Annotated in this window: 19 protein-coding genes and 2 tRNA genes; 5 read left to right on the forward strand and 16 right to left on the reverse strand. The window is 71.4% G+C overall.

Going from position 1 to position 20,421, the window contains the following annotated elements; all coding sequences use genetic code 11:
* Nucleotides 1-87 precede the first annotated feature (87 nt).
* Complete coding sequence (leuS, locus tag ACZ42A_RS03915) at nucleotides 88-2,958, reverse strand: leucine--tRNA ligase (protein WP_468525527.1); 2,871 nt, start codon at nucleotides 2,956-2,958, stop codon at nucleotides 88-90.
* A 408-nt stretch (nucleotides 2,959-3,366) separates the two neighbouring features.
* Between leuS and ACZ42A_RS03920 the strand changes: the two genes are divergently transcribed.
* Complete coding sequence (locus tag ACZ42A_RS03920; RefSeq protein ID WP_468525528.1) at nucleotides 3,367-4,599, forward strand: cytochrome b/b6 domain-containing protein; 1,233 nt, start codon at nucleotides 3,367-3,369, stop codon at nucleotides 4,597-4,599.
* Nucleotides 4,596-6,209 carry an NADH-ubiquinone oxidoreductase-F iron-sulfur binding region domain-containing protein gene (locus ACZ42A_RS03925; RefSeq protein ID WP_468525529.1) on the forward strand — a complete coding sequence of 538 codons (1,614 nt, stop codon included), beginning with the start codon at nucleotides 4,596-4,598 and terminating at the stop codon, nucleotides 6,207-6,209. Before ACZ42A_RS03920 ends, ACZ42A_RS03925 begins: the two co-directional genes overlap by 4 nt.
* Before the next feature lie 57 nt (nucleotides 6,210-6,266).
* Here the strand turns inward: ACZ42A_RS03925 and ACZ42A_RS03930 are convergent.
* Nucleotides 6,267-6,339 (reverse strand) — tRNA-Ala (locus ACZ42A_RS03930).
* Between the two features lie 134 nt (nucleotides 6,340-6,473).
* On the opposite strand from ACZ42A_RS03930, the gene ACZ42A_RS03935 reads away from it, so the two are divergent.
* Nucleotides 6,474-7,661 (forward strand): glycosyltransferase 87 family protein, encoded by a 1,188-nt coding sequence (locus ACZ42A_RS03935; RefSeq protein ID WP_468525530.1) that lies wholly within the window; start codon nucleotides 6,474-6,476, stop codon nucleotides 7,659-7,661.
* Here the strand turns inward: ACZ42A_RS03935 and ACZ42A_RS03940 are convergent.
* The 9 genes from ACZ42A_RS03940 to ACZ42A_RS03980 form a co-directional block, all read right to left on the reverse strand.
* Nucleotides 7,630-7,863 carry a hypothetical protein gene (locus tag ACZ42A_RS03940; RefSeq protein WP_003976229.1) on the reverse strand — a complete coding sequence of 78 codons (234 nt, stop codon included), beginning with the start codon at nucleotides 7,861-7,863 and terminating at the stop codon, nucleotides 7,630-7,632. The two genes, ACZ42A_RS03935 and ACZ42A_RS03940, sit on opposite strands and share 32 nt — an antisense overlap.
* A 3-nt stretch (nucleotides 7,864-7,866) precedes the next feature.
* Nucleotides 7,867-8,043 carry a hypothetical protein gene (locus ACZ42A_RS03945; protein ID WP_365758847.1) on the reverse strand — a complete coding sequence of 59 codons (177 nt, stop codon included), beginning with the start codon at nucleotides 8,041-8,043 and terminating at the stop codon, nucleotides 7,867-7,869.
* Nucleotides 8,044-8,252: 209 nt separating this feature from the next.
* Nucleotides 8,253-8,325, reverse strand: a tRNA-Ala gene (locus ACZ42A_RS03950).
* Nucleotides 8,326-8,445: 120 nt separating this feature from the next.
* The gene (locus ACZ42A_RS03955) at nucleotides 8,446-9,123 is read right to left on the reverse strand and encodes a histidine phosphatase family protein (RefSeq protein WP_468525531.1); all 678 of its coding nucleotides are present in this window, start codon (nucleotides 9,121-9,123) and stop codon (nucleotides 8,446-8,448) included.
* Nucleotides 9,114-9,557, reverse strand: coding sequence for a ribosome silencing factor (gene rsfS / locus ACZ42A_RS03960; protein WP_468525532.1), 444 nt, complete (start codon nucleotides 9,555-9,557; stop codon nucleotides 9,114-9,116). Before rsfS ends, ACZ42A_RS03955 begins: the two co-directional genes overlap by 10 nt.
* A 90-nt stretch (nucleotides 9,558-9,647) precedes the next feature.
* Nucleotides 9,648-11,330 (reverse strand): LCP family protein, encoded by a 1,683-nt coding sequence (locus ACZ42A_RS03965; protein WP_468525533.1) that lies wholly within the window; start codon nucleotides 11,328-11,330, stop codon nucleotides 9,648-9,650.
* A 16-nt stretch (nucleotides 11,331-11,346) separates the two neighbouring features.
* Complete coding sequence (gene nadD, locus ACZ42A_RS03970) at nucleotides 11,347-11,997, reverse strand: nicotinate-nucleotide adenylyltransferase (RefSeq protein WP_468525534.1); 651 nt, start codon at nucleotides 11,995-11,997, stop codon at nucleotides 11,347-11,349.
* 57 nt (nucleotides 11,998-12,054) lie between these two features.
* Nucleotides 12,055-12,219 (reverse strand): hypothetical protein, encoded by a 165-nt coding sequence (locus tag ACZ42A_RS03975; protein WP_468525535.1) that lies wholly within the window; start codon nucleotides 12,217-12,219, stop codon nucleotides 12,055-12,057.
* A 110-nt stretch (nucleotides 12,220-12,329) separates the two neighbouring features.
* The gene (locus tag ACZ42A_RS03980; protein ID WP_468525536.1) at nucleotides 12,330-12,479 is read right to left on the reverse strand and encodes a hypothetical protein; all 150 of its coding nucleotides are present in this window, start codon (nucleotides 12,477-12,479) and stop codon (nucleotides 12,330-12,332) included.
* 132 nt (nucleotides 12,480-12,611) lie between these two features.
* Here ACZ42A_RS03980 and ACZ42A_RS03985 point away from each other — a divergent pair, with 132 nt between their 5' ends.
* Nucleotides 12,612-13,700, forward strand: a complete 1,089-nt coding sequence (locus ACZ42A_RS03985; protein WP_468525537.1) for a M48 family metallopeptidase — start codon at nucleotides 12,612-12,614, stop codon at nucleotides 13,698-13,700.
* On the opposite strand, the gene ACZ42A_RS03990 is transcribed toward ACZ42A_RS03985, so the two are convergent.
* From ACZ42A_RS03990 to proB, 5 genes are all read right to left on the reverse strand, one after another.
* Nucleotides 13,697-14,773 carry an SCO2583 family membrane protein gene (locus ACZ42A_RS03990; RefSeq protein ID WP_468525538.1) on the reverse strand — a complete coding sequence of 359 codons (1,077 nt, stop codon included), beginning with the start codon at nucleotides 14,771-14,773 and terminating at the stop codon, nucleotides 13,697-13,699. The genes ACZ42A_RS03985 and ACZ42A_RS03990 overlap by 4 nt on opposite strands.
* Before the next feature lie 111 nt (nucleotides 14,774-14,884).
* Complete coding sequence (locus tag ACZ42A_RS03995; RefSeq protein WP_468525539.1) at nucleotides 14,885-15,454, reverse strand: SCO2584 family spore wall biosynthesis protein; 570 nt, start codon at nucleotides 15,452-15,454, stop codon at nucleotides 14,885-14,887.
* A gap of 90 nt (nucleotides 15,455-15,544) precedes the next feature.
* Nucleotides 15,545-16,831 (reverse strand): glutamate-5-semialdehyde dehydrogenase, encoded by a 1,287-nt coding sequence (locus tag ACZ42A_RS04000; RefSeq protein WP_468525540.1) that lies wholly within the window; start codon nucleotides 16,829-16,831, stop codon nucleotides 15,545-15,547.
* A 60-nt stretch (nucleotides 16,832-16,891) separates the two neighbouring features.
* Complete coding sequence (locus ACZ42A_RS04005; protein ID WP_468525541.1) at nucleotides 16,892-17,362, reverse strand: hypothetical protein; 471 nt, start codon at nucleotides 17,360-17,362, stop codon at nucleotides 16,892-16,894.
* A gap of 271 nt (nucleotides 17,363-17,633) precedes the next feature.
* Nucleotides 17,634-18,740 carry a glutamate 5-kinase gene (gene proB, locus ACZ42A_RS04010; protein WP_468526130.1) on the reverse strand — a complete coding sequence of 369 codons (1,107 nt, stop codon included), beginning with the start codon at nucleotides 18,738-18,740 and terminating at the stop codon, nucleotides 17,634-17,636.
* A 222-nt stretch (nucleotides 18,741-18,962) separates the two neighbouring features.
* Here proB and ACZ42A_RS04015 point away from each other — a divergent pair, with 222 nt between their 5' ends.
* The gene (locus ACZ42A_RS04015; RefSeq protein WP_468525542.1) at nucleotides 18,963-20,375 is read left to right on the forward strand and encodes a polysaccharide pyruvyl transferase family protein; all 1,413 of its coding nucleotides are present in this window, start codon (nucleotides 18,963-18,965) and stop codon (nucleotides 20,373-20,375) included.
* Nucleotides 20,376-20,421 lie beyond the last annotated feature (46 nt).

Below are 20,421 nucleotides of genomic sequence, written 5' to 3' on the forward strand. Positions count from 1 at the left end.
CGATAACGCCGGAGCGATGCTCACCGTCCGATAACGCCGGAGCGATACTCACCGTCCGATCACGCCGGAACGATACTCACCGTCCGATCACGCCGGAACGATGTTCACCAGCTTCGGCGCCCGCACGATCACCTTGCGGATCCCGGCCCCGTCCAGCGCCGCCACGACCTTCTCGTCGGCCAGCGCGACCTTCTCCAGCTCCTCCTCGGAGATGCCCGGGGCGACCTCCAGCCGCGCCTTGACCTTGCCCTTGATCTGGACGACACAGGTGACGGTCTCGTCCACCACGTAGGCCGGGTCGGCGACGGGGAAGTCCTGGTGCACCACGGAGTCGGTGTGCCCCAGCTTGCGCCACAGCTCCTCGGCGATGTGCGGGGCCAGCGGCGCGACCAGCAGCACCAGCGCCTCGGCGACCGAGCGCGGCACGGCACCACCCGACTTGGTCAGGTGGTTGTTCAGCTCGGTGACCTTGGCGATGGCGGTGTTGAACCGCATGCCCTCCAGGTCCCCGCGCACCCCGTCGATCGCCTTGTGCAGGGCGCGCAGCGTCTCCTCGTCGGGCTCGCCGTCGACGACGGTGACCTCACCGGTCGTCTCGTCGACGATGTTGCGCCACAGCCGCTGCAGCAGGCGGAACTGGCCCACCACCGCGCGCGTGTCCCACGGCCGCGACACGTCCAGCGGACCCATCGCCATCTCGTACAGCCGCAGCGTGTCGGCGCCGTACTCGGCGGCGATCTCGTCCGGAGTGACCGCGTTCTTCAGGGACTTGCCCATCTTGCCCAGCAGCCGGGAGACCTTCTCGCCCTGGTAGTAGTACGCGCCGTCACGCTCCTCCACCTCGGCGGCCGGCACCGCGATGCCCCGGCTGTCGCGGTAGACGTAAGCCTGGATCATGCCCTGGTTGAACAGCTTGTGGAACGGTTCGGCCGACGAGACGTGCCCCAGGTCGTACAGCACCTTGGACCAGAAGCGGGCGTACAGCAGGTGCAGCACGGCGTGCTCGGCGCCGCCGACGTACAGGTCGACACCGCCGTGCGGCTGCCCCTCGCGCGGGCCCATCCAGTACTGCTCGATCTGCGGGTCGACCAGCTTCTCGGAGTTGTGCGGGTCCAGGTAACGCAGCTCGTACCAGCACGAACCGGCCCAGTTGGGCATGGTGTTGGTCTCACGCCGGTACTGCTTCGGCCCGTCGCCCAGGTCCAGGGTGACGTTGACCCACTCCTCGTTGCGCGACAGCGGCGTCTCGGGCTGGGTGTTCGCGTCGTCCGGGTCGAAGGTGCGCGGCGAGTAGTCCTCGACCTCCGGCAGCTCCAGCGGCAGCATCGACTCGGGCAGCGCGTGGGCGACGCCGTCCTCGTCGTAGACGATCGGGAAGGGCTCGCCCCAGTAGCGCTGACGGCTGAACAGCCAGTCGCGCAGCCGGAAGTTGACGGTGCCCTCGCCGATGCCCTTGGACTCCAGCCACTGGGTGATGCGCGCCTTGGCCTCGACGACGCCCAGGCCGTCCAGGGAGACCTCGTCGCTCGCCGAGTTGACGATCCGCGCGTCGTAGGAGGCGAAGGCGTCGTCCCAGGTCGACGGGTCCGTGCCACGGTCGTCCGACGGCTCGACCACGCACCGCATCGGCAGCTCGAAGGCGCGCGCGAAGGCGAAGTCACGGGTGTCGTGCGCCGGGACGGCCATGATGGCGCCGGTGCCGTAGCCCATCAGGACGTAGTCGGCGATGAAGACGGGGACCTGCTCGCCGTTGACCGGGTTGACGGCGTACGCGCCGGTGAAGACGCCGGTCTTGTCCTTGGCCTCGGCCTGCCGCTCGACGTCGGACTTGGAGGCGGCCTGCGCGCGGTAGGCGGCGACGGCCTCGGCCGGGGTGGCGTGCCCGCCGGTCCACACCTGGTGGGTGCCCTCGGGCCAGGCGGCCGGGACGACCTTGTCGACCAGCGGGTGCTCGGGCGCCAGCACCATGTAGGTGGCGCCGAACAGGGTGTCCTGGCGGGTGGTGAAGACGGTGATGTGCTCGCCGTCGACGGGGAAGTCGACGCGGGCGCCCTCGGAGCGGCCGATCCAGTTGCGCTGCTGCAGCTTGATGGCCTCGGGCCAGTCCAGCGCGTCCAGGTCCTCCAGCAGCCGGTCGGCGTAGGCGGTGATGCGCATGTTCCACTGGCGCAGCTTGGCCTTGAAGACCGGGAAGTTGCCGCGCTCGGAGCGGCCCTCGGCGGTGACCTCTTCGTTGGCCAGTACGGTGCCCAGGCCGGGGCACCAGTTGACCGGCGCGTCGGAGGCGTAGGCCAGCCGGTACTCGCCCAGGACGTCGGCCTTCTGGACGGCGTTCAGCTCGCTCCAGGAGCGTCCGCCGGGCACCTCGCGCTCACCGGACTCGAACTGGGCGACCAGCTCGGAGATCGGGCGGGCCTTCTTCGCCTCGTCGTCGTACCAGGAGTTGAAGATCTGCAGGAAGATCCACTGGGTCCACTTGTAGTAGTCCGGGTCGATCGTGGCGAACGACCGGCGCTTGTCGTGGCCCAGACCCAGCCGGCGCAGCTGGGCCTTCATGTTCTCGATGTTCGCCTCGGTGGACACGCGCGGGTGCGTGCCGGTCTGCACGGCGTACTGCTCGGCGGGCAGGCCGAAGGCGTCGAAGCCCAGGGTGTGCAGGACGTTGTGGCCGGTCATGCGCTGGAAGCGCGCGAAGACGTCGGTGGCGATGTAGCCCAGCGGGTGGCCGACGTGCAGGCCCGCACCGGAGGGGTACGGGAACATGTCCATGATGAACTTCTTGGGCTTGGCGACCAGCCCCGGGTCGCCGGCCAGGTCACCGCTGGGGTTCGGCGCCGCGTAGGTGCCCTCGGCGTCCCAGAAGTCCTGCCAGCGTGCCTCGATCTCGGCTGCCATGGCGGCCGTGTAGCGGTGCGGCGCCACCACCTCGGCGGCGGCAGCGGGGTTCGTCTCGCTCATGATCCTCAAAGCTCCATCGATCGTCTCTGCCTACGGCTGTCGAGAAACGAAAAATCCCCTCGCACAGGAGGGGACGCCGCGCCGATTCCGGCCACTCGACTCGTCCGGTGGCCGGGACTGATCAGCGCGGCCCGCTAAGCAGAAGGCGTACGGCACGCATGGCGTCAGGGTACCGCAGGCCCGGACGGGGCCGCGACGACGTTCCACGGCCCACCGAACCCGAACCGGACCCGGCCCAAAGCTGAACCAAGGTCAAGGATTACTTCGCGTAACAGCCACTAAGGGGCATCACAACAACCGCATTGTCATTTGATAACAGCGCAATAACTCAAACCTCGTACCGACGGGTATGGCGCGACCTAGAGTGCGGCCCGGGACCGCTTTACCGAACCGCTCGGAGTCGCCCCCATGAACCCTCGTCGCAGTAACAGCTCGCTCGCCAAACAGGGCCGGTCGGCCTATGGCGCGGCGTCGGCTGCCGTGCTGGTCCTCATACCCGTGCTCGTGCTCGCCGGAGGTGACACCCTCCGCGAGTTCCTGAACTTCGGCGCGGGCGTGCTCTGCCTGGTCTCCCTGACCTGCTCGGTGATCTGGGGCCTGGTGGCCCAGGACCGGATCTTCCTCAACGCGCGCCAGCGGATCGTCGGACAGGCGGTGCACCGGACGACGGCGGTCGCCTCGATCGCGTTCCTGCTGCTGCACATCATCACCAAGGTGGCGCTGGACCACGTCGGCGTGATCGCCGCGCTGATCCCGTTCTCGCTCGGCGTCACCGGCAGCGCGGGACTGATCGGGCTGGGCTCGCTGGCCGGACTGCTCATGATCTTCGTGGGCCTCACCGGCGCCCTGCGCAGCGCCTTCGCCTCCCCGGCCCCGATCGCCGCCCGCTGGCGGACCATGCACATGCTGGCCTACCCGGCCTGGTGCGCGGCGCTGCTGCACGGCCTGTTCGCGGGCCGCCAGGCCAAGCCGGTCTTCGTCTTCCTCTACGGCCTGTCCCTGGTCGCCGTCATCGCGGCCCTGGCGCTGCGCTCGGCGCCCCGCCCGGTCAAGCGCCAGGTCGCCGACCGGATCGCCGCCCTGATAGGCGGCCAGGAGCAGCCGGGCCGCGAGGACCTGGACGCGAGCCGCGCGCGGGCGGGCGCGGACACCACGGCACTGCCGGGCTACGAGAACCCGCTCCCGCCGTTCGAACGCGCCGACCGCCCCGCCGAGCCGGCCGGCGGCTTCGCGGCCGCCTACCGCGCGGTGTCCCGCCCCCGCAGGGCCCAGCGGCCCGCCCCGGACCTCCAGCCCACCGAATCGCTGCCCCGCGTGGACAGCTCCTGGCCGATCCCGTCCCCGCCGCCGGTCGGCGAGGCGCCCCCGTCGGCGTACGACCCCCTCCAGGACACCGGACACACCATCCCCGCCTATGGCAATCCGGGCGTCGGCGGCTACGCCGGCGGTGATGCGTACGACACGGCGTACGACACGGCGTACGACACGGTTGAGTCGAACACCCTCTACGGCACGTACAACCCGAACGACACGTACGACAACAGCGGTCCCGCCACAGAAACACTCCCCGGTGCGTCCTACGACTTCGACGCACCGGGTTCGGGCGAACCTTGGAACACGCCTTCCGGAGGCTTTAAGTGAACGAGGCCCTGCCCGACGTACCCGAAGTCCGCGTGGTCGGACTTCCTCAGCTCACGTCGGGCTTCGACCTTGTCGAAAGACTCGATCTGCCCATGCACCTGAAGGTGCACGGGCCGCTCGAACCCCTGGGCGGCGAGCAGCTCGCGCAGCTCGCCGAACGCATCAATCTCAGGGGCCGCGGCGGCGCGGGCTTCCCCTTCCACAAGAAGCTGCGGTCGGTCGCCGAGTCGGCGATCCGCCGCGGCGTACGGCCGGTGGTGGTGGTCAACGGAAGCGAGGACGAACCCGCCTGCCGCAAGGACACGGTGCTGATCAACCGCGCCCCGCACCTGATCCTGGACGGCGCCCTGCTGTGCGCCGAGGCCCTGGGCGCCCGCACGCTCGTGGTGGGGGTCACCCGGGAGTCCACCCAGCGCTCCATGGAGGCCGCGCTCGCCGAGCGCGGCCTGAGCAACGGACGAAGGTCGGCGCTCCGCGCGCGCGTGCAGCGCAATCCCGTCCGCATGGTCACCGGCGCCGCCGCCTCCCTGATCCGCTCGATCGACGGCGGCCCGGCGATCCCGCCCGGCCGCAAGATCAGTGCGTCGGTCAGCGGAGTCGGCGGCGCCCCGACCCTCCTGTCGAACGCCGAGACCTTCGCCCAGCTGGCCATCGCCGCGCGGATCGGCCCGGAGCGGTACGGCAACACCGGCCTGTACGACGAGCCGGGCACCGTGCTGCTCACGGTCTCCGGGGCGGTCGCCCGCCCGATGGTGATCGAGGTGCCCACCGGGGTGCCGCTGCGCTACGTCCTCCAGCTCGCCGGCGCCCCACCGGTCCCGCAGGGCGTGCTGACCGGCGGCTACCACGGCAAGTGGATCGACGCGGCGACGGTGAACGAGGCGATCGTCTCCCGCAACTCGCTGGACGCGGTGGGCGGTTCGCTGGGCGCCGGGGCGATCCTGCCGATCAGCCAGGAGACCTGCCCGCTCGGCGAGTCGCTGCGGGTGGCGCAGTGGCTGGCGGAGGAGAGCGCCGGCCAGTGCGGCCCCTGCTACCTCGGGCTGCCGGCCGCCGCGCGCGGCATGGAGGACATCCTGAACGGCGGCGGACCGGCCGCCCTGGAGGCGCTGAAGCAGGTCGCGAAGAACGTCAAGCGGCGCGGCGCCTGCTCGCACCCGGACGGCTCGGCGATGTTCCTGGAGTCGACCATCAAGGCGTTCACCGACGACCTCGCCGCCCACGTCCTCGGCAACGGCTGCGGACGGCCCGTGGAGGGCGTTCTGCCACTCTTCGAGGGGGGCGGGGCCCCTACGGGCGTCCCCGGCGGCGGAGCGGCCGAGGAGAACGGCCCCAGCCGCCAGAAGATCTACGTCGACTGGACCCTGTGCCGGGGGCACGGCCTGTGCGCCGACATCCTCCCGGAGGTCTTCGAGCTGGGCGCCGACGGCTTCCCGACCGTCGCCCAGGCGGCCGTGCCCCGCTACGCCGAGGCGAAGGCGCTGCGCGCGGTCCGCCGCTGTCCGGCGCTCGCCCTGCGGATCGAGGAGGAGACGCCGCGGGAGCGGACCTCGTCCCGCAACCTGCCGGTGCTGTCCCAGGGCCGCGGGCGCCGCGCGCTCGGCCGCTGAGTGGGCCCCGACGAAAAAGATCCCGCCGGGTCGGTCCTGACCCGGCGGGATCTGCTGTGGAGCTAAGGAGAATTGAACTCCTGACCTCTTGCATGCCATGCAAGCGCTCTACCAACTGAGCTATAGCCCCTTGCGGTGTGCCGTCCGCCTCGGTTTCCCTTGCGGGTTTCCCTCGCGGCGACACAGAGAACATTACACGGTCCCCCCGGCGGAACACCAAATCGTTTCCGTTCTGCCCGAATATGAGCGCTATCGTCGGCCCCCGTGACCGTGATCGCGTTCTCCGGAGTCCGCCGCCGTGTGCCGACCGCCCTCGGGGTCTGCCTGTTGTCCTTCGCCGCGTTCTGGGTCGCGCAGCGGGCCGCGCAGGTGTCGATGATCGACGTGATGGTGTACCGCGCGGAGGGCGCGACCGTCCGCGCGGGCGGCGATCTGTACGCCCTGCGCACCACGGCGGCGCAACTGCCCACCACCTACCCGCCCTTCGCGGCCCTGCTCTTCACCCCGCTGACGCTGTTCGACACCGCGGGCCTGCGCACCCTGGCGACGGCCGGGAACCTCGTCCTGCTGGTCGTGTTCGTCCGGCTGTCGCTGCGGCTCGCCGGGCACGCGCGCGTGGACACCGTCTGGTGGGTCGCGGCGGCGGCCGTGTGGTGCGAGCCGGTGTGGACGACAGTGCGGTACGGGCAGATCAACCTGCTGCTGGCCGTGCTCGTCCTGTGGGACCTCACCCGCCGCCCCGGCGACCGCCTGGCCGGCCTCGGCATCGGCCTCGCCGCGGCGGTGAAGCTGACGCCGGCGCTGTTCGCGGTGTTCCTGCTCGCCACCGGTGTCGCCGCGCACCGGAGGGGCCGTACCGGCGCGCCCTGGCTGCGGCACGCGCGCGGGGCGGTGACCGCGTTCGCCGGCGCCACCCTGCTCGCGGCGGCCCTGCTGCCGTACGACTCCTGGCGGTTCTGGAGCTGCATGGTGTTCCGCGCGGGCCGGGTCGGACACGCCGAGGAGACCGCCAACCAGGCGCTGCGCGGGGTCCTGGCCCGTGCGCTGCACACCCCGGAGCCGGGGGCCGCCTGGGTGGTCGCGGCGGCCCTCGTCGGCGCCGCCGGGCTGGCCGCGGCGGTCGCGGCGGAGCTGCGCGGACAGCGGGCGTGGGCGGTGCTCGGGTGCGCGGTGACGGCGCTGCTGATCTGCCCGGTGTCCTGGTCGCACCACTGGGTGTGGTGTGTGCCCCTGGTGCTGCTGCTCGGCGCCCGGGGGCACCGCGCGGCCGCGGCGGGCACGCTGCTGGTCTTCTGCTCGTACGCCCTGTGGTGGGTGCCGCACGGCGAAGCCCGGCCGGAACTGCACCAGAACGGGCCCGAGTTCCTGCTCTCCGGCCTCTACGCGGCGACCGGCTGCGCCTTCCTGGCGTGCGCCGCGCTCAGGCTGTCACGAACGAGTAGAACCGCTTGAGGGTGCAGTGCTCCTCCAGGAGGCGGCCGTAGATCGGTTCGCCCTCCAGTTCGCGGTACGTCTCGATGGGGTCGCCCTTTATGATCAGCGCCCGCGCGCATTCCTCGCACCAGTACTGGTAGTCGGGGTTCACCGGTTCCATGTCCCGGACGATCGGCGTACCGCTGCCGCACCAGTCGCACTTCCGCCTGTGTGCACCCATCGATCAGCTCCAGCTGTGGCCGCAGGCCGTGCACACGTAGGAGATTCCGCCGTTGTCGCCGAGGACTTGGGCGACGTGCGCGGAACCGCAGGAAGGGCAGCTGAGCCGGGTGGCCGTGTTCCGTATCAACGCTGCTTCGCCGAGGAGGTGGCCGACCTCCTCGAGGATGCTCGAAGGCATCGCTACTCCCTCCCGTCGGGCCGCGCCCCCTTCCGGCCGTTTGATTCTGCCACGACCGGACCGACACGGTCAGCGACGCCTTGGTACCGGTCCGGACACGGCACCACCGACGCGCCACCCACCACAGAGGTATACGCCTCTTCGGTCACCTTCGTTCAAGACCGCACACGAAAAATCCCGCCCCCCTGTGGGGGACGGGATCCGTCCTGTGGAGCTAAGGAGATTTGAACTCCTGACCCCCTGCATGCCATGCAGGTGCTCTACCAACTGAGCTATAGCCCCTTGCGCCACGCGGCGGAGCCGCATGTTCTCATTCGCCCCGCTCGGCGGGGCGAACAAGAAGAACTTTAGCCTGCGACCCGCCGGAAAGTGAAATCCGGGTCCCGGGGCGCCCCGCGACGCTCAGTCGTCGTCGCCGAGGACCGGCTCCGGCAGGGTGCCGGCGTTGTGCTCCAGCAGCCGCCAGCCGCGTGCGCCCTCGCCGAGGACGGACCAGCAGCAGTTGGACAGGCCGCCCAGGCTCTCCCAGTGACGGGCCTCCAGGCCGAGCAGCCGGCCGATGGTGGTGCGGATCGTGCCACCGTGGCTCACCACGACGAGGGTGCCGTCCTCGGGCAGCTTCTCGGCGTGCCGGAGCACCACGGGGGCCGCGCGGTCGGCGACCTCGGTCTCCAGTTCGCCGCCGCCGCGGCGCACCGCCTCGCCGCGCTTCCACGCGGCGTACTCGTCGCCGTACCGGGCGATGATCTCGTCGTGCGTCAGGCCCTGCCAGACGCCCGCGTAGGTCTCGCGGAGCCCCTCGTCGTGGGCCACCTCGAGGCCGGTGAGCGCGGCCAGCTCGGCGGCGGTGTGCGCGGCCCGCGTCAGGTCGGAGGCGACGATCGCGTCCGGCCGCAGCGAGGCCAGCAGCCGGGCGGCGCGGCGGGCCTGGGCGCGGCCGATCTCGGTCAGCTCGACGTCCGTGGTGCCCTGGAAGCGGCGCTCCACGTTCCACGAGGTCTGTCCGTGCCGCCACAGGATGACGCGGCGGCCCCGGCCTCTGCCACCGGCGGTCACCTCACCGGTGGCGCTCACCGCCACTCACCCGCCTGGGCGGCCTCCTCGGCGGCCTGGAGCTTGGCGTGCTCCTCGGCCTTGCCGCGGGTCGCCTTGGCGTCCTCGGGCAGCTCGATCTCGGGGCAGTCCTTCCACAGCCGCTCCAGGGCGTAGAAGACGCGCTCCTCGCTGTGCTGGACGTGGACGACGATGTCGACGTAGTCGAGCAGGATCCAGCGGGACTCGCGGTCGCCCTCGCGGCGCACCGGCTTGACGCCGAGTTCCTTCAGGAGCCGTTCCTCGATCTCGTCGACGATCGACTTGACCTGGCGGTCGTTGGGTGCGGACGCCAGCAGGAAGGCATCCGTGATCGACAGCACGTCGCTCACGTCGTAGGCGATGACGTCGTGCGCGAGCTTGTCGGCGGCCGCCTGCGCGGCGGTGGTGATGAGCTCGAGGGAGCGGTCGGTTGCGGTCACTACACGGCTTTCCGTCGGCGGGCGTTTGTCATCCAGGGTCTCACGGACCACCGACCGGGCCCCACGCCATTACGCGGGGCCCGCGCGGGGCTACCCTTCGTAGTCCTGGCCGAGGACCACCGACACGTTCGCGTTGGACGACACCTGGCCCTTGGCGACCGCGCTCGCGGGCAGGCCGAGGGTCTTGGCGACCTCGGTGGCGTTCTGCTTGTCGGCGGCCTCGGCGTAGGTGACCTTGGAGGTCGCCTCGGCGCTGCCCGCCGTACCGCCCTCCAGGAAGGTGAAGCCGCCGTTGAGGAGGACCACGCGGGCCTTCTCGGTGTTGTCCCTCACCCCGCTGGCGTTGCGCACCGAGACCCGGACGGCCGCGCCCTGGTCGGGGCTCTTGGCGGTGCCGCCGAGGACGTTCTTGACCACGCTGTCGGCGGCCTGCGCGGTCAGGGTGCCGTCGGTCTCGACGGGCAGCATGGCGGTCTTGTAGTCGCCGCTCTTGGCGAGGTCGGAGAGGGCGGCGAGGAAGGCGCCGAGGTCCTTGTCGGTGAGCGGCGGCTCGATGATCATCCCGAGTGTCTGCACCGTGACGGTCGCGCCCTGCGCGTCCGAGGTCAGCTTGCGCAGCACGCCCTGCATGACCTGCCCGAACCGGTCCAGCTGGTCGTTCTGGGCCTCGCCGGGGGCGCGGTAGGTGGCGTAGGCGACGGCCATCTTGCCGCTGAGGGTCTGCTTCCGGCCCTGGTTGACCAGCGGGGTCTCGCCCTTCTTCTTGGCGTCCGGGTCGGGCACGTCGGTGTTGGTGTCGATCTCGATGTTGCCGACGAGGTCGACGAGGTTCTGCAGGTAGGGGGTGTCCAGCCGCCAGGTGCCCTGGATGGAGGTGCCGAGGACGGTGTCCAGGGCCTCGCGGGTGCCGGAGGAGCCGTCGTCCTCGACGGACTTGGCGAGGGTGGTGGTGGAGCCGTCGTCGCCGGTCAGGGCGAGGGAGTTCGGCAGCAGGACGGTGGTGCCCTGCTTGGTCGTGGTGTTGTCGACCAGCAGGGCGGTGGAGGTGCCGCCGCCCTTGGTGTCGTGCAGGTGGAGGACGATCACGTCCCGCTTCTGGGCGCCGCCGGTCGCGGTGGTGCCCGTCTTGTCGTCCGAGGTGGACAGACCGGGCAGCTTCCCGGCGTACCAGAGGTAGCCGACGCCGCCCACCGCGACCAGGGCGAGGACGACGACCAGGGCGATGAGCCGGCTGCGGGCCCGGCGCCGGGCCTCCTCGCGGCGCTCGGTGCGGTTCTCGGTGAACTTCAGCCAGTCGATGACGTCCTCGGAGTCGCCGTCGGGCTCCTCGACGAACGCGAACTGCTCGGTGCGGTAGTCGCGGTCGTCGTCCCGCGCGGAGGCGGGCCGGGTGCCCTCGTGGTCCGCCGGCCCGGCCTGCTGCGGGATGTAGGCCGTCTGCTCGGCGACCCGGGGCTGCGGGGCGGCGGGGGCGTGCTGCTGCCCGTAGGGGTCGTAGGCGTCATAGCCCTCGTGCGCGGAGGGCCCGGAGGGTGCGGTGGGCGCGGAGGGCACCGGCGGCTGCTGACCGGTCCCGTAGGGGTCGTACGACGGGACGGGCGGCTGCTGGCCGGTGGCGTACGGGTCGTAGCCGTAGCCCTGGGGGGCCTGCTGCTGCGCGTAGGGGTCGTACGGCTGCTGCGCCTGCTGGTACACGGGTCGGCCGTACTCGTCGTAGCCGACCAGCTCGTACTGGCCCTCGCCGCCGTAGCCCGCGTCGTATCGGTCGTTCACCGGTGCCCCTCTCGGCTCACTCGCCGCGGTACAGCTCGCGCTTGGCGATGTAGCGCACGACTCCGTCCGGCACCAGATACCAGATGGGGTCGCCCTTGGCGACTCGCGCACGGCAGTCCGTGGACGAGATGGCGAGGGCGGGCACCTCGACGAGCGAGACGATGCCCTCGGGGAGTCCGGGGTCGTTCAGGTGGTGTCCCGGGCGGGTGACCCCGATGAAGTGCGCCAGGGAGAACAGCTCCTCCGTGTCCCGCCAGGTGAGGATCTGGGCGAGGGCGTCGGCGCCGGTGATGAAGAACAGGTCCGTGTCAGGGTTGAGCGCGCGCAGGTCGCGCAGGGTGTCCACGGTGTAGGTGGGACCGCCGCGGTCGATGTCGATACGGCTGACCGAGAACTGCGGGTTCTCGGCGGTCGCGATGACCGTCATGAGGTAGCGGTCCTCGGCCGGCGAGACGGTGCGGTGGCTCTTCTGCCACGGCTGGCCGGTCGGCACGAAGACGACCTCGTCCAGGTGAAACTGCGCGGCGACCTCGCTCGCGGCCACCAGGTGGCCGTGGTGGATCGGGTCGAACGTTCCGCCCATGACGCCGAGGCGGCGCTTGCCGCCACCGCTCTTGTCCTGCGGTGTGTCGTTCACCGGACCGGTAGGCATGTCCTGCTTCCCCATGCGTGCAGACCCTACCGGCCCGGTCTGTGGAGCCCGACGGCCGGAGTCGGAGCCGGGTCAGCGGTCCCGGTTGAAGCGGGTGGTCACCCACAGCAGGAGCATCAGGATGACGAAGGCACCGCCCCCGGTGACCAGCGGGTTGATGCTGTCGTGGTTGCCGCCGTGCTCCCCGCCCTCGGAGGCGAGGGTGACCAGCTGGGCGGCGGTGGTGTGGAGGCTCATCGTCGTCAGGACCTATCGCGTGTGGGCGGGATAAAGATGTCGGCCCATCGTATGCGGGCGACCGCGCCGCGATCACCCCGACTCCCTTCCCGGGCAACCTTCGCGCGCGATCAGTCGTCCTTCCGCCTGTACCCCCGGAGCAGGAACCAGGCGGTCAGCACACAGCCCACCACCATCACGATCAGCACGACCCGGAGGAGATTCCCGGCCCCCTGCTGCTCGGCGGCCATGAGCCAGGCGGACGCGGCGTTGTACTCCATGACGTGGGACTCCTTCGCTGTGCTGCCCGTCCACGGTAACTCCGCCTAGGCTGGGCCTTGCCTCGGGGGCACGGACCGGCAGCGGTCCGGGCACGGCGTCCGGACCGGCACACCGACGCACCTGGGGGACCGATGTCCTACGACCACCCGCAGACCGGATCCGAGCAGCTGCCCGGCAGGCGGCGCCGGCGCTTCCCGGAGATCTCCTCGCGCGCCTACGAGCACCCGGCGGACCGCTCGGCCCTGGTCGCGCTGCGCCGGCTCAGCGGCTTCGACACCGTCTTCAAGACGCTCAGCGGTCTGCTGCCCGAGCGGAGCCTGAGGCTGCTGTTCCTGTCCGACTCGGTACGGGTCTCGGACCGGCAGTTCCCGCATCTGCACGCGATGCTGCTGGACGCCTGCTACATCCTGGACGTGGAGAAGGTCCCGCCGATGTACGTCCAGCAGGACCCGCAGCCGAACGCGATGTGCGTCGGCATGGACGAGCCGATCATCGTGGTCTCCACCGGTCTGGTCGAGCTGCTGGACGAGGAGGAGATGCGGGCGGTGGTCGGCCACGAGGTCGGTCACGCCCTGTCCGGCCACGCCGTCTACCGCACGATCCTGCTGTTCCTGACCAACCTCGCCCTCCGGGTCGCCTGGATACCCCTCGGCAATGTCGCGATCATGGCGATCGTGACCGCGCTGCGCGAGTGGTTCCGCAAGTCGGAGCTGTCCGCCGACCGCGCGGGCCTGCTGGTCGGGCAGGACCTCCAGGCCTCGCTGCGCGGCCTGATGAAGCTGGCGGGCGGCAACCATCTGCACGAGATGAACGTGGACGCGTTCCTGGAGCAGGCCGAGGAGTACGAGGCGGGCGGCGATCTGCGCGACTCGGTGCTGAAGATCCTCAACGTGCTGCCCCGCTCCCACCCCTTCGCCACCGTCCGCGCGGCCGAGCTGAAGAAGTGGGCCGCCTCCCGGGACTACCAGCGGCTCATGGACGGCCACTACCCGAAGCGGGACGAGGACAAGGAGACCAAGGTCTCCGAGTCGCTGCGCGAGTCGGCGGCGCACTACGCGTCGGAGGTGCGCGGCTCCAAGGACCCGCTGATGAAGCTGGTCACGGACATCGCCGGGGGCGCCGGGGACCTGGGCGGCCGGGTGCGCCGCGGCTGGGGCGGCTTCACCGGCACACCGCCACGCAAGGACGGGCCCGCCGACGACGTGCCGGAGGAGAACTAGACCTTCGGCTGGGCGCTGTCCGCCAGCGTGCCGCACAGGGCCGTGGCGCCGTCGGAGGCGTAGGGGTCGGTGCCGGCCGGGCCGCCCTCCTTGGCGGTCTGGCCGGCGAGCAGCGGGTGCAGCCGGTCGGCGGTGTCCTCGGCGCAGGACAGCGGCCCGGCCTGGACCTGGGCGCCGACCAGCTGGGCCTGGTGCAGCCGCAGGTCGTCGCGGTCGAAGCGGAAGTGCAGCTCGCGGCGGACGGTGAACAGGGACGCCTCGTCGGCGCCGTCGCCCCCGGCGGGCCGCAGCGCGTACACGAAGGTGTGGTCCGCGGTGACCTCCAGCGTGGAGGCGTCGGCCTCCTCGGCGTGCAGGCTGCCCTGGACGCGGATCTTGGGGTCGGCGAGTTCGGCGACGGCCGGGTCGAAGCGGACCAGCCAGCCGGTCGCGGCGTGCTGTCCGTCGGCCGTCGGGTGGTCGAAGCTCCGGTCGAACTGCTCCTGTTGGTCAGGGTCGAGGAGCACCCGCACGGGGCGGACCTGCCCGCCGGAGAGCACCTCGGGGTAGAGCGAGGAGCGGACGACGTAGTCCTTGGCCGTGCTGAGGGCGGTGAGCACCTGGCCGTCGGAGAAGTGCGCGGTGCGCCGGGCGGCGGGCAGCGGTATGCCCTCGGCGCCGACGCGGAACTGGGCGGCGGGACTCTCGGCGTACAGCTGTTCGAGGTTGGTGGTGCCGGGGACCGGGCCCTGGGGAGCGAGCGGGATGACGGTCATCCGCAGCGCCTCGACGGCGGGCGGCCGGGCGGTGCGCTCGGCCTGGTAGGGATGGCGTACGCCCATGTAGACGGCGGTGCCGAAGGCGACGGCGATCAGCAGCACCAGGACCAGGGCCTGCCGGGGCAGCCCGCGGCGGGTCGGGGGGCGGCGGCGGACGGCGGGCGCGTGGTCGCCCATCCGCTCCTGCGCGGAGTACTCCTGGAGCCGGGCAGCGCGGACGAACGACTCGTCGAACACGACGGATCGGTACTCGTCGTCTGCACCGTTGGGGGCGCCGTCGGGTGTCCCCTCAGGTGGGTCTCCAGGCCCGCCCATATCTTCAGGGTAGGTCTCGCGGCGCCCCGGTAAACGCCCTGTCACTGGACAACTTCTGACAGTTGCTCACCAGGTGGGAAGCCGTCTGCGCGGGGCGTGCGCGGCCGCTCGTCAGGGGGTGCGCGGGACCGCCGAGACGGCCGGCCGGGAGTAGTCCGCGGAGGCCGACGGGCCGGCCGTGCCGCCCTGCTCCAGGCCGGTGGAGGCGGGCGGCGGCACCTGGTCCTGGCGGCCCGAGGAGGCGCCCCGGTAGACGGCGGCGAAGGCCAGGGCGACCATGCCCACGCCCATCACCAGGGCGAGCAGCCAGGCGACAGGGCGGTGCCAGCGGCCGTGCTTGCCGTAGGTGCCGGGCTGCGGGCCGTCGAGGACGTCGGTGTCGTCGAGGGCGTCGAAGTCCGGATCATGACCGAAAGCGCCCGGCTCGTCGCCGCCGTACCCGTCGTCATAGCGCTCGCCGCGGCCGTGCGCCCGGCGGGCCTCCGCCTCGGAGGCCTCCGCTCTGGCCTGGGCCGCGGCCAGGAGGCGCTCCACAGCGGTCGGCTCGTGCACCACGGCCGCTCGTACGAAGGCCTCGTCGAAGACCACGGAGGCGAACTCTTCGTCCGACACCCCGCGGTCGTGGTCGTCGTCGGGCTCCCAGCCGTCAGGGAACGGCGAACCCCCCACGTCCTCCGGCACGGATCCAGAGTAGACCTGGGGGGTCAATTTGGGCAGACGGTATGGAAATTCAACCGCGTACCCCGGATGCGCGCGCCGGGGTCGCGCGCCTCAGCGCCGTACGTGCCCGTCGCCGGTGACGATGTACTTCGTGCTGGTCAGCTCGGGCAGGCCCATCGGGCCGCGGGCGTGCAGCTTCTGCGTGGAGATGCCGATCTCGGCGCCGAAGCCGAACTGGCCGCCGTCGGTGAACCGGGTGGAGGCGTTCACGGCGACGGTGGTGGAGTCGACCAGCTGGGTGAACCGGCGGGCGGCCTGCTGCGAGGTGGTGACGATGGCCTCGGTGTGGCCGGAGGTCCACAGCCGGATGTGCTCCACGGCCTTGTCGAGCGAGTCGACGACGGCGGCGGCGATGTCGTACGACAGGTACTCGGTCTCCCAGTCCTCCGGCGTGGCCTCCACGACGGTCGCACTGGAGTCCTTGGCGTACGCCATCACGCGCTCGTCGGCGTGCACGGTCACCCCGGCGTCCGCGAGGGCGTCCAGGGCGCGCGGCAGGAACTCGGCGGCGATGTCCTGGTGGACCAGCAGGGTCTCGGCGGCGTTGCAGACGCCGACCCGCTGGGCCTTGGAGTTGATCAGGATCTCGACGGCCATGTCGAGGTCGGCCTGCGCGTCGACGTAGACGTGGCAGTTGCCGGTGCCGGTCTCGATGACCGGGACGGTGGACTCCTGGACGACCGTGTTGATCAGCGAGGCGCCGCCGCGCGGGATGAGCACGTCGACCAGGCCGCGGGCGCGCATCAGCTCGCGCACGCTGTCGCGGCTCTCGCCGGGCACCAGCTGGATGGCGTCGGCGGGCAGCCCGGCGCCGCCCACGGCGTCGCGCAGCACGCGGACCAGCGCGGTGTTCGACTGGTACGCCGAGGACGAGCCGCGCAGCAGCACCGCGTTGCCGGACTTCAGGCAGAGGGCGGCGGCGTCGACCGTGACGTTCGGCCGGCCCTCGTAGATGATTCCGACGACACCGAGCGGCACCCGGATCTGCCGGAGGTCGATGCCGTTGGGCAGGGTGGAGCCGCGGACGACCTCGCCGACCGGGTCGGGCAGCGCGGCCACGTCGCGGACGTCGGAGGCGATGGCGCGGACCCGCTCGGGGGTGAGGGTGAGCCGGTCGATCATGCCCTCGCTGGTGCCGTTCTCGCGGGCCTTGGCCACGTCCTTGGCGTTGGCCTCGACGATCTCGCTCGTCCGCACCTCCAGCGCGTCCGCGATGGCGAGCAGCGCGTCGTCCTTCACGGACCGCGGCAGCGGCGCGAGGTCGGCGGCGGCGGCCTTGGCGCGGTAGGCGGCCTGGGTGACCGGGGACATCGAGTCGTACGGCGAGAGCGTGGTCATGAGGGAAGGGTAGTGCGCCGGACGGGCGCGCTCACCGCCTGTTCCACACCCCGAGACGGATCAAAAGGGGTGAACTCCGACAGGGCTCGCCGGGGGCGGGCCGTAGCCCTCGGCGATCCGCTGGTGGTAGGTGGCCCGGTCGATGACCTCCAGGCCGACGATCTCCCAGGGCGGCAGCCCGGCGGTCTGCCGGTGCTCGCCCCACAGCCGCAGCGCCACGGCCGCCGCGTCGTGCAGGTCGCGGGCCTCTTCCCAGTAGCGGATCTCGGCGTGGTCGGGCGCGTAGCGGCTGGTCAGCAGGAACGGGTGGTCGTGGGCGAGCTGCTCCAGGGCGCGCCGGACCTCCGCCAGCGGGGCGGCCTCGCCGGAGACGCTGAGGGTGACGTGCCACAGCCGGGGCAGGTCGGCGGGCTCCTCGCCCTCGAAGCGGTCCCCGGCGGCCACGCTGGTCAGCGGAGTCCGGTCCGCACCGGCCGCACGGGAGCCGGCACCACCGCGGGACGCCGTCGCCCCAGGGCGTACTCGTCTCACGACGGCCTCCTTCACGGGTGCGGAACTCTGCCTCGGGTCGCGCGTTCGCGTCGTGCCTTGAGTCAAAGTTGAGCAGCCCACGGGTGATCGTGTGGCACTTTTGCGGAACGTCCACCACCCGAGGCGGACGATTCACCGCAATCCGGGCTCCCGTGCGGATGTCTTTACGCTCTGTGCGGATGCCCTTACGGATTCGATGCGGACACCCTTACGGATGCGCGCGGCACCCTCAGGGATGCGTGGGGCACTCTCACGGATGCGCGCGGCACCCCTACGGATGCAGGAGCACCAGATCGTCCCGGTGCACGACCTCGCGTTCGTACGCCGGACCCAGCTCGCGGGCCAGCTCCCGGGTCGATCGCCCGATCAGCCGGGGGATCTCCTTGGCGTCGAAGTTGACCAGGCCGCGGGCCACCGCCCGGCCGGTGCCGTCGCGCAGTTCGACCGGGTCGCCCGCGCTGAACTCGCCCTCGACACCGGCGATCCCGGCCGGCAGCAGCGACGTACGGCGCTCCACCACGGCCCGCACCGCACCGTCGTCCAAGGTCAGCGCGCCCTGCGGGGTGGAGGCGTGCTGCAGCCACAGCAGCCGGTCGGCGGAGCGCTTGCCGGTGGGGTGGAAGTAGGTGCCGGTGTCCTGGCCGGTGAGGGCGTCGGCCGCGTGGATCGCGCTGGTCAGCACCACCGGGACGCCCGCGGCGGCGGCGATCCGGGCCGCCTCGACCTTGGTGACCATGCCGCCGGTGCCGACCCCGGCCTTGCCGGCGCTGCCGATCTCCACGTCCGCCAGGTCCTCGGGCCCGCGCACCTCCGCGATCCGCGAGGTGCCGGGCTTGCTGGGGTCGCCGTCGTAGACGCCGTCCACGTCGGAGAGCAGGACCAGCAGGTCGGCGCGGACGAGATGGGCGACGAGGGCGGCGAGCCGGTCGTTGTCGCCGAAGCGGATCTCGTCCGTGGCGACCGTGTCGTTCTCGTTCACGATCGGGAACGCACCCATCGCGAGCAGCTTGTCGAGGGTGCGGGAGGCGTTGCGGTGGTGGGCCCGCCGGCTCATGTCGTCGCTGGTCAGCAGCACCTGGCCGACGCGGACGCCGTAGCGGGCGAAGGAGGCGGTGTAGCGGGCGACCAGGAGGCCCTGGCCGACGCTGGCGGCGGCCTGCTGGCGGGCCAGGTCCTTCGGCCGACGGCGCAGCCCCAGCGGGGCGAGCCCCGCCGCGATGGCACCGGAGGAGACCAGCACGATCTCCTTCTCTCCGCCGCTGCGCACCTTGGCGAGGACGTCGACGAGCGCGTCGACCCGGTCGGCGTCCAGTCCGCCCGAGGCGGTGGTCAGCGACGAGGAACCCACCTTGACGACGATCCTGCGGGCCTCGCGCACGGCCTGCCTTGCCCCTGCCACCTTGCTCTCTGTCCCCTCGCGTAGGTTCGGCTGCCCCGCCCGGCAATCTACGCGAAGCGGATCGGCCGGCGCGCATCGGTCCAGCAGACGGACGGGCGGCCGGGACGGTGAGTGAGGCCGCCCTCACGTCCCGCGTACGAGAAAAAGGTTGTACTGGTTGCTTATAGAAATAAACGAATCGGCAAACATAAGTTGACTAACGTGCCAGCAGTAGACCATCGCCCGCAGCGCCCCAGGCGCATCCTCCTCCGATCCGGGAAGAGCCCGTACGACGTCCTCTCCATCGAGGAGGCCCTCCACCGGAACGTCATCGCGACGAACTCCGGGAACCTCATCTTCAGCGACGCCGCCCACAAGATCCTCGAGACACCCGGGACCGAGGTCGTGTCGAACGGCATGCGGATGGTGGCGTCCGAGGCCGGGCGGATCAACGAGGAGTACGACGCCTTCGTCGTCCCGCTCGCCAACGCGTTCCGCCCCTCCTGGGAGTCCGGGCTGAAGCAGCTCACCCGGCTGATCAGCAGGCTGAAGATCCCCGTGGTGGTGCTGGGCGTCGGCGCGCAGGCCGGGCTGAACTACAACACCGCGCGGCTGAAGCCGATGGAGCCCGTGGTCCGCGAGTTCGTCTCGGCGGTGCTCGACCGCAGCGCGTCCATCGGGGTGCGCGGCGAGTGCACCGAGAAGTACCTGAAGGAGCTGGGCTTCCGGGACGTCGAGGTCATCGGCTGCCCGTCGCTGTTCCTGTACGGCAAGGACCTCGCCGTACAGAAGCGGGAGCCGGAACTGACGCCCGCGTCCCGGATCGCGATCAACGGCTCGCACAGCGCGGTGAGGTCGCAGGGCCTGGACCGGATCATCGACCGCACCCACGCCCGCTACCCGAACCTGCGGTTCGTCGGGCAGAACCTCAGCGACGCCCGGCAGCTGCACTGGCGGGACCTGTCCGACCCCAACGCGCTGGTGACGGCGATGCCGACGCATCCCGACCACCCCATGTACCGGGAGGACAAGGTGCGGGTCTACGTCGACCCGGTCACCTGGATCGACGATCTGCGCGGGTTCGACTTCTCCTTCGGCTCCCGGATCCACGGCAACATCGCCGCGCTGCTGGCGGGGACGCCGGCGACCGTGCTGTGCGGTGACTCCCGGACGCTGGAGCTGTGCCGGTACTTCGAGATCCCGCACCGGCGGATCGACAAACTGCCGAACGACCTGGACCCGGCGACGCTCTACGAGGAGGCCGACTTCTCGGCGCTGACGGGCGGTCACCAGGAGCGGTTCGAGCGCTTCACGGGGTTCCTCACCCGCAACGGCCTGGAGAACACCTTCACCCACGGCGACGGCGGTGCGGCCTTCGACGCCCGGATGGGCGAGCTGTCCTTCCCGCCCGGCGTCCGCCCGTGGAACGACGCCGACCCGGCTGCCCTGGGCGTCCGCTTCGGCTGGCTGCAGAGCCGTATGACGGAACTGGCCACGGAGAACGCCCGGTTGAAGAAGGACCTGGCCCGGGCCGGCGGTAAGGCGACCGCCACCGGCGCCACCTCCGTCTACCGCCGCGCCCGCCGGGCGGTGGGCCGCCCGCTGCGGCGGGCGCTGGGTTCGGGTCGCGGCTGACCGCCCCCCTCCGGACGACACCAGGGCCGGCTCCCGCCTCGCGGGG

The sequence above is a fragment of the Streptomyces sp. NPDC030838 genome, assembly GCF_055572035.1.

What these genes read in the sequence shown, in the direction of transcription:
- leuS (WP_468525527.1), bottom strand. Translation starts at nt 2,958, where the DNA reads ATGAGCGAGACGAACCCCGCTGCCGCCGCCGAGGTGGTGGCGCCGCAC.
- ACZ42A_RS03920 (WP_468525528.1), top strand. Translation starts at nt 3,367, where the DNA reads ATGAACCCTCGTCGCAGTAACAGCTCGCTCGCCAAACAGGGCCGGTCG.
- ACZ42A_RS03940 (WP_003976229.1), bottom strand. Translation starts at nt 7,863, where the DNA reads ATGGGTGCACACAGGCGGAAGTGCGACTGGTGCGGCAGCGGTACGCCG.
- ACZ42A_RS03945 (WP_365758847.1), bottom strand. Translation starts at nt 8,043, where the DNA reads ATGCCTTCGAGCATCCTCGAGGAGGTCGGCCACCTCCTCGGCGAAGCA.
- nadD (WP_468525534.1), bottom strand. Translation starts at nt 11,997, where the DNA reads ATGGGGAAGCAGGACATGCCTACCGGTCCGGTGAACGACACACCGCAG.
- ACZ42A_RS03975 (WP_468525535.1), bottom strand. Translation starts at nt 12,219, where the DNA reads ATGAGCCTCCACACCACCGCCGCCCAGCTGGTCACCCTCGCCTCCGAG.
- ACZ42A_RS03980 (WP_468525536.1), bottom strand. Translation starts at nt 12,479, where the DNA reads ATGGAGTACAACGCCGCGTCCGCCTGGCTCATGGCCGCCGAGCAGCAG.
- ACZ42A_RS03985 (WP_468525537.1), top strand. Translation starts at nt 12,612, where the DNA reads ATGTCCTACGACCACCCGCAGACCGGATCCGAGCAGCTGCCCGGCAGG.
- ACZ42A_RS03990 (WP_468525538.1), bottom strand. Translation starts at nt 14,773, where the DNA reads ATGGGCGGGCCTGGAGACCCACCTGAGGGGACACCCGACGGCGCCCCC.
- ACZ42A_RS04000 (WP_468525540.1), bottom strand. Translation starts at nt 16,831, where the DNA reads ATGACCACGCTCTCGCCGTACGACTCGATGTCCCCGGTCACCCAGGCC.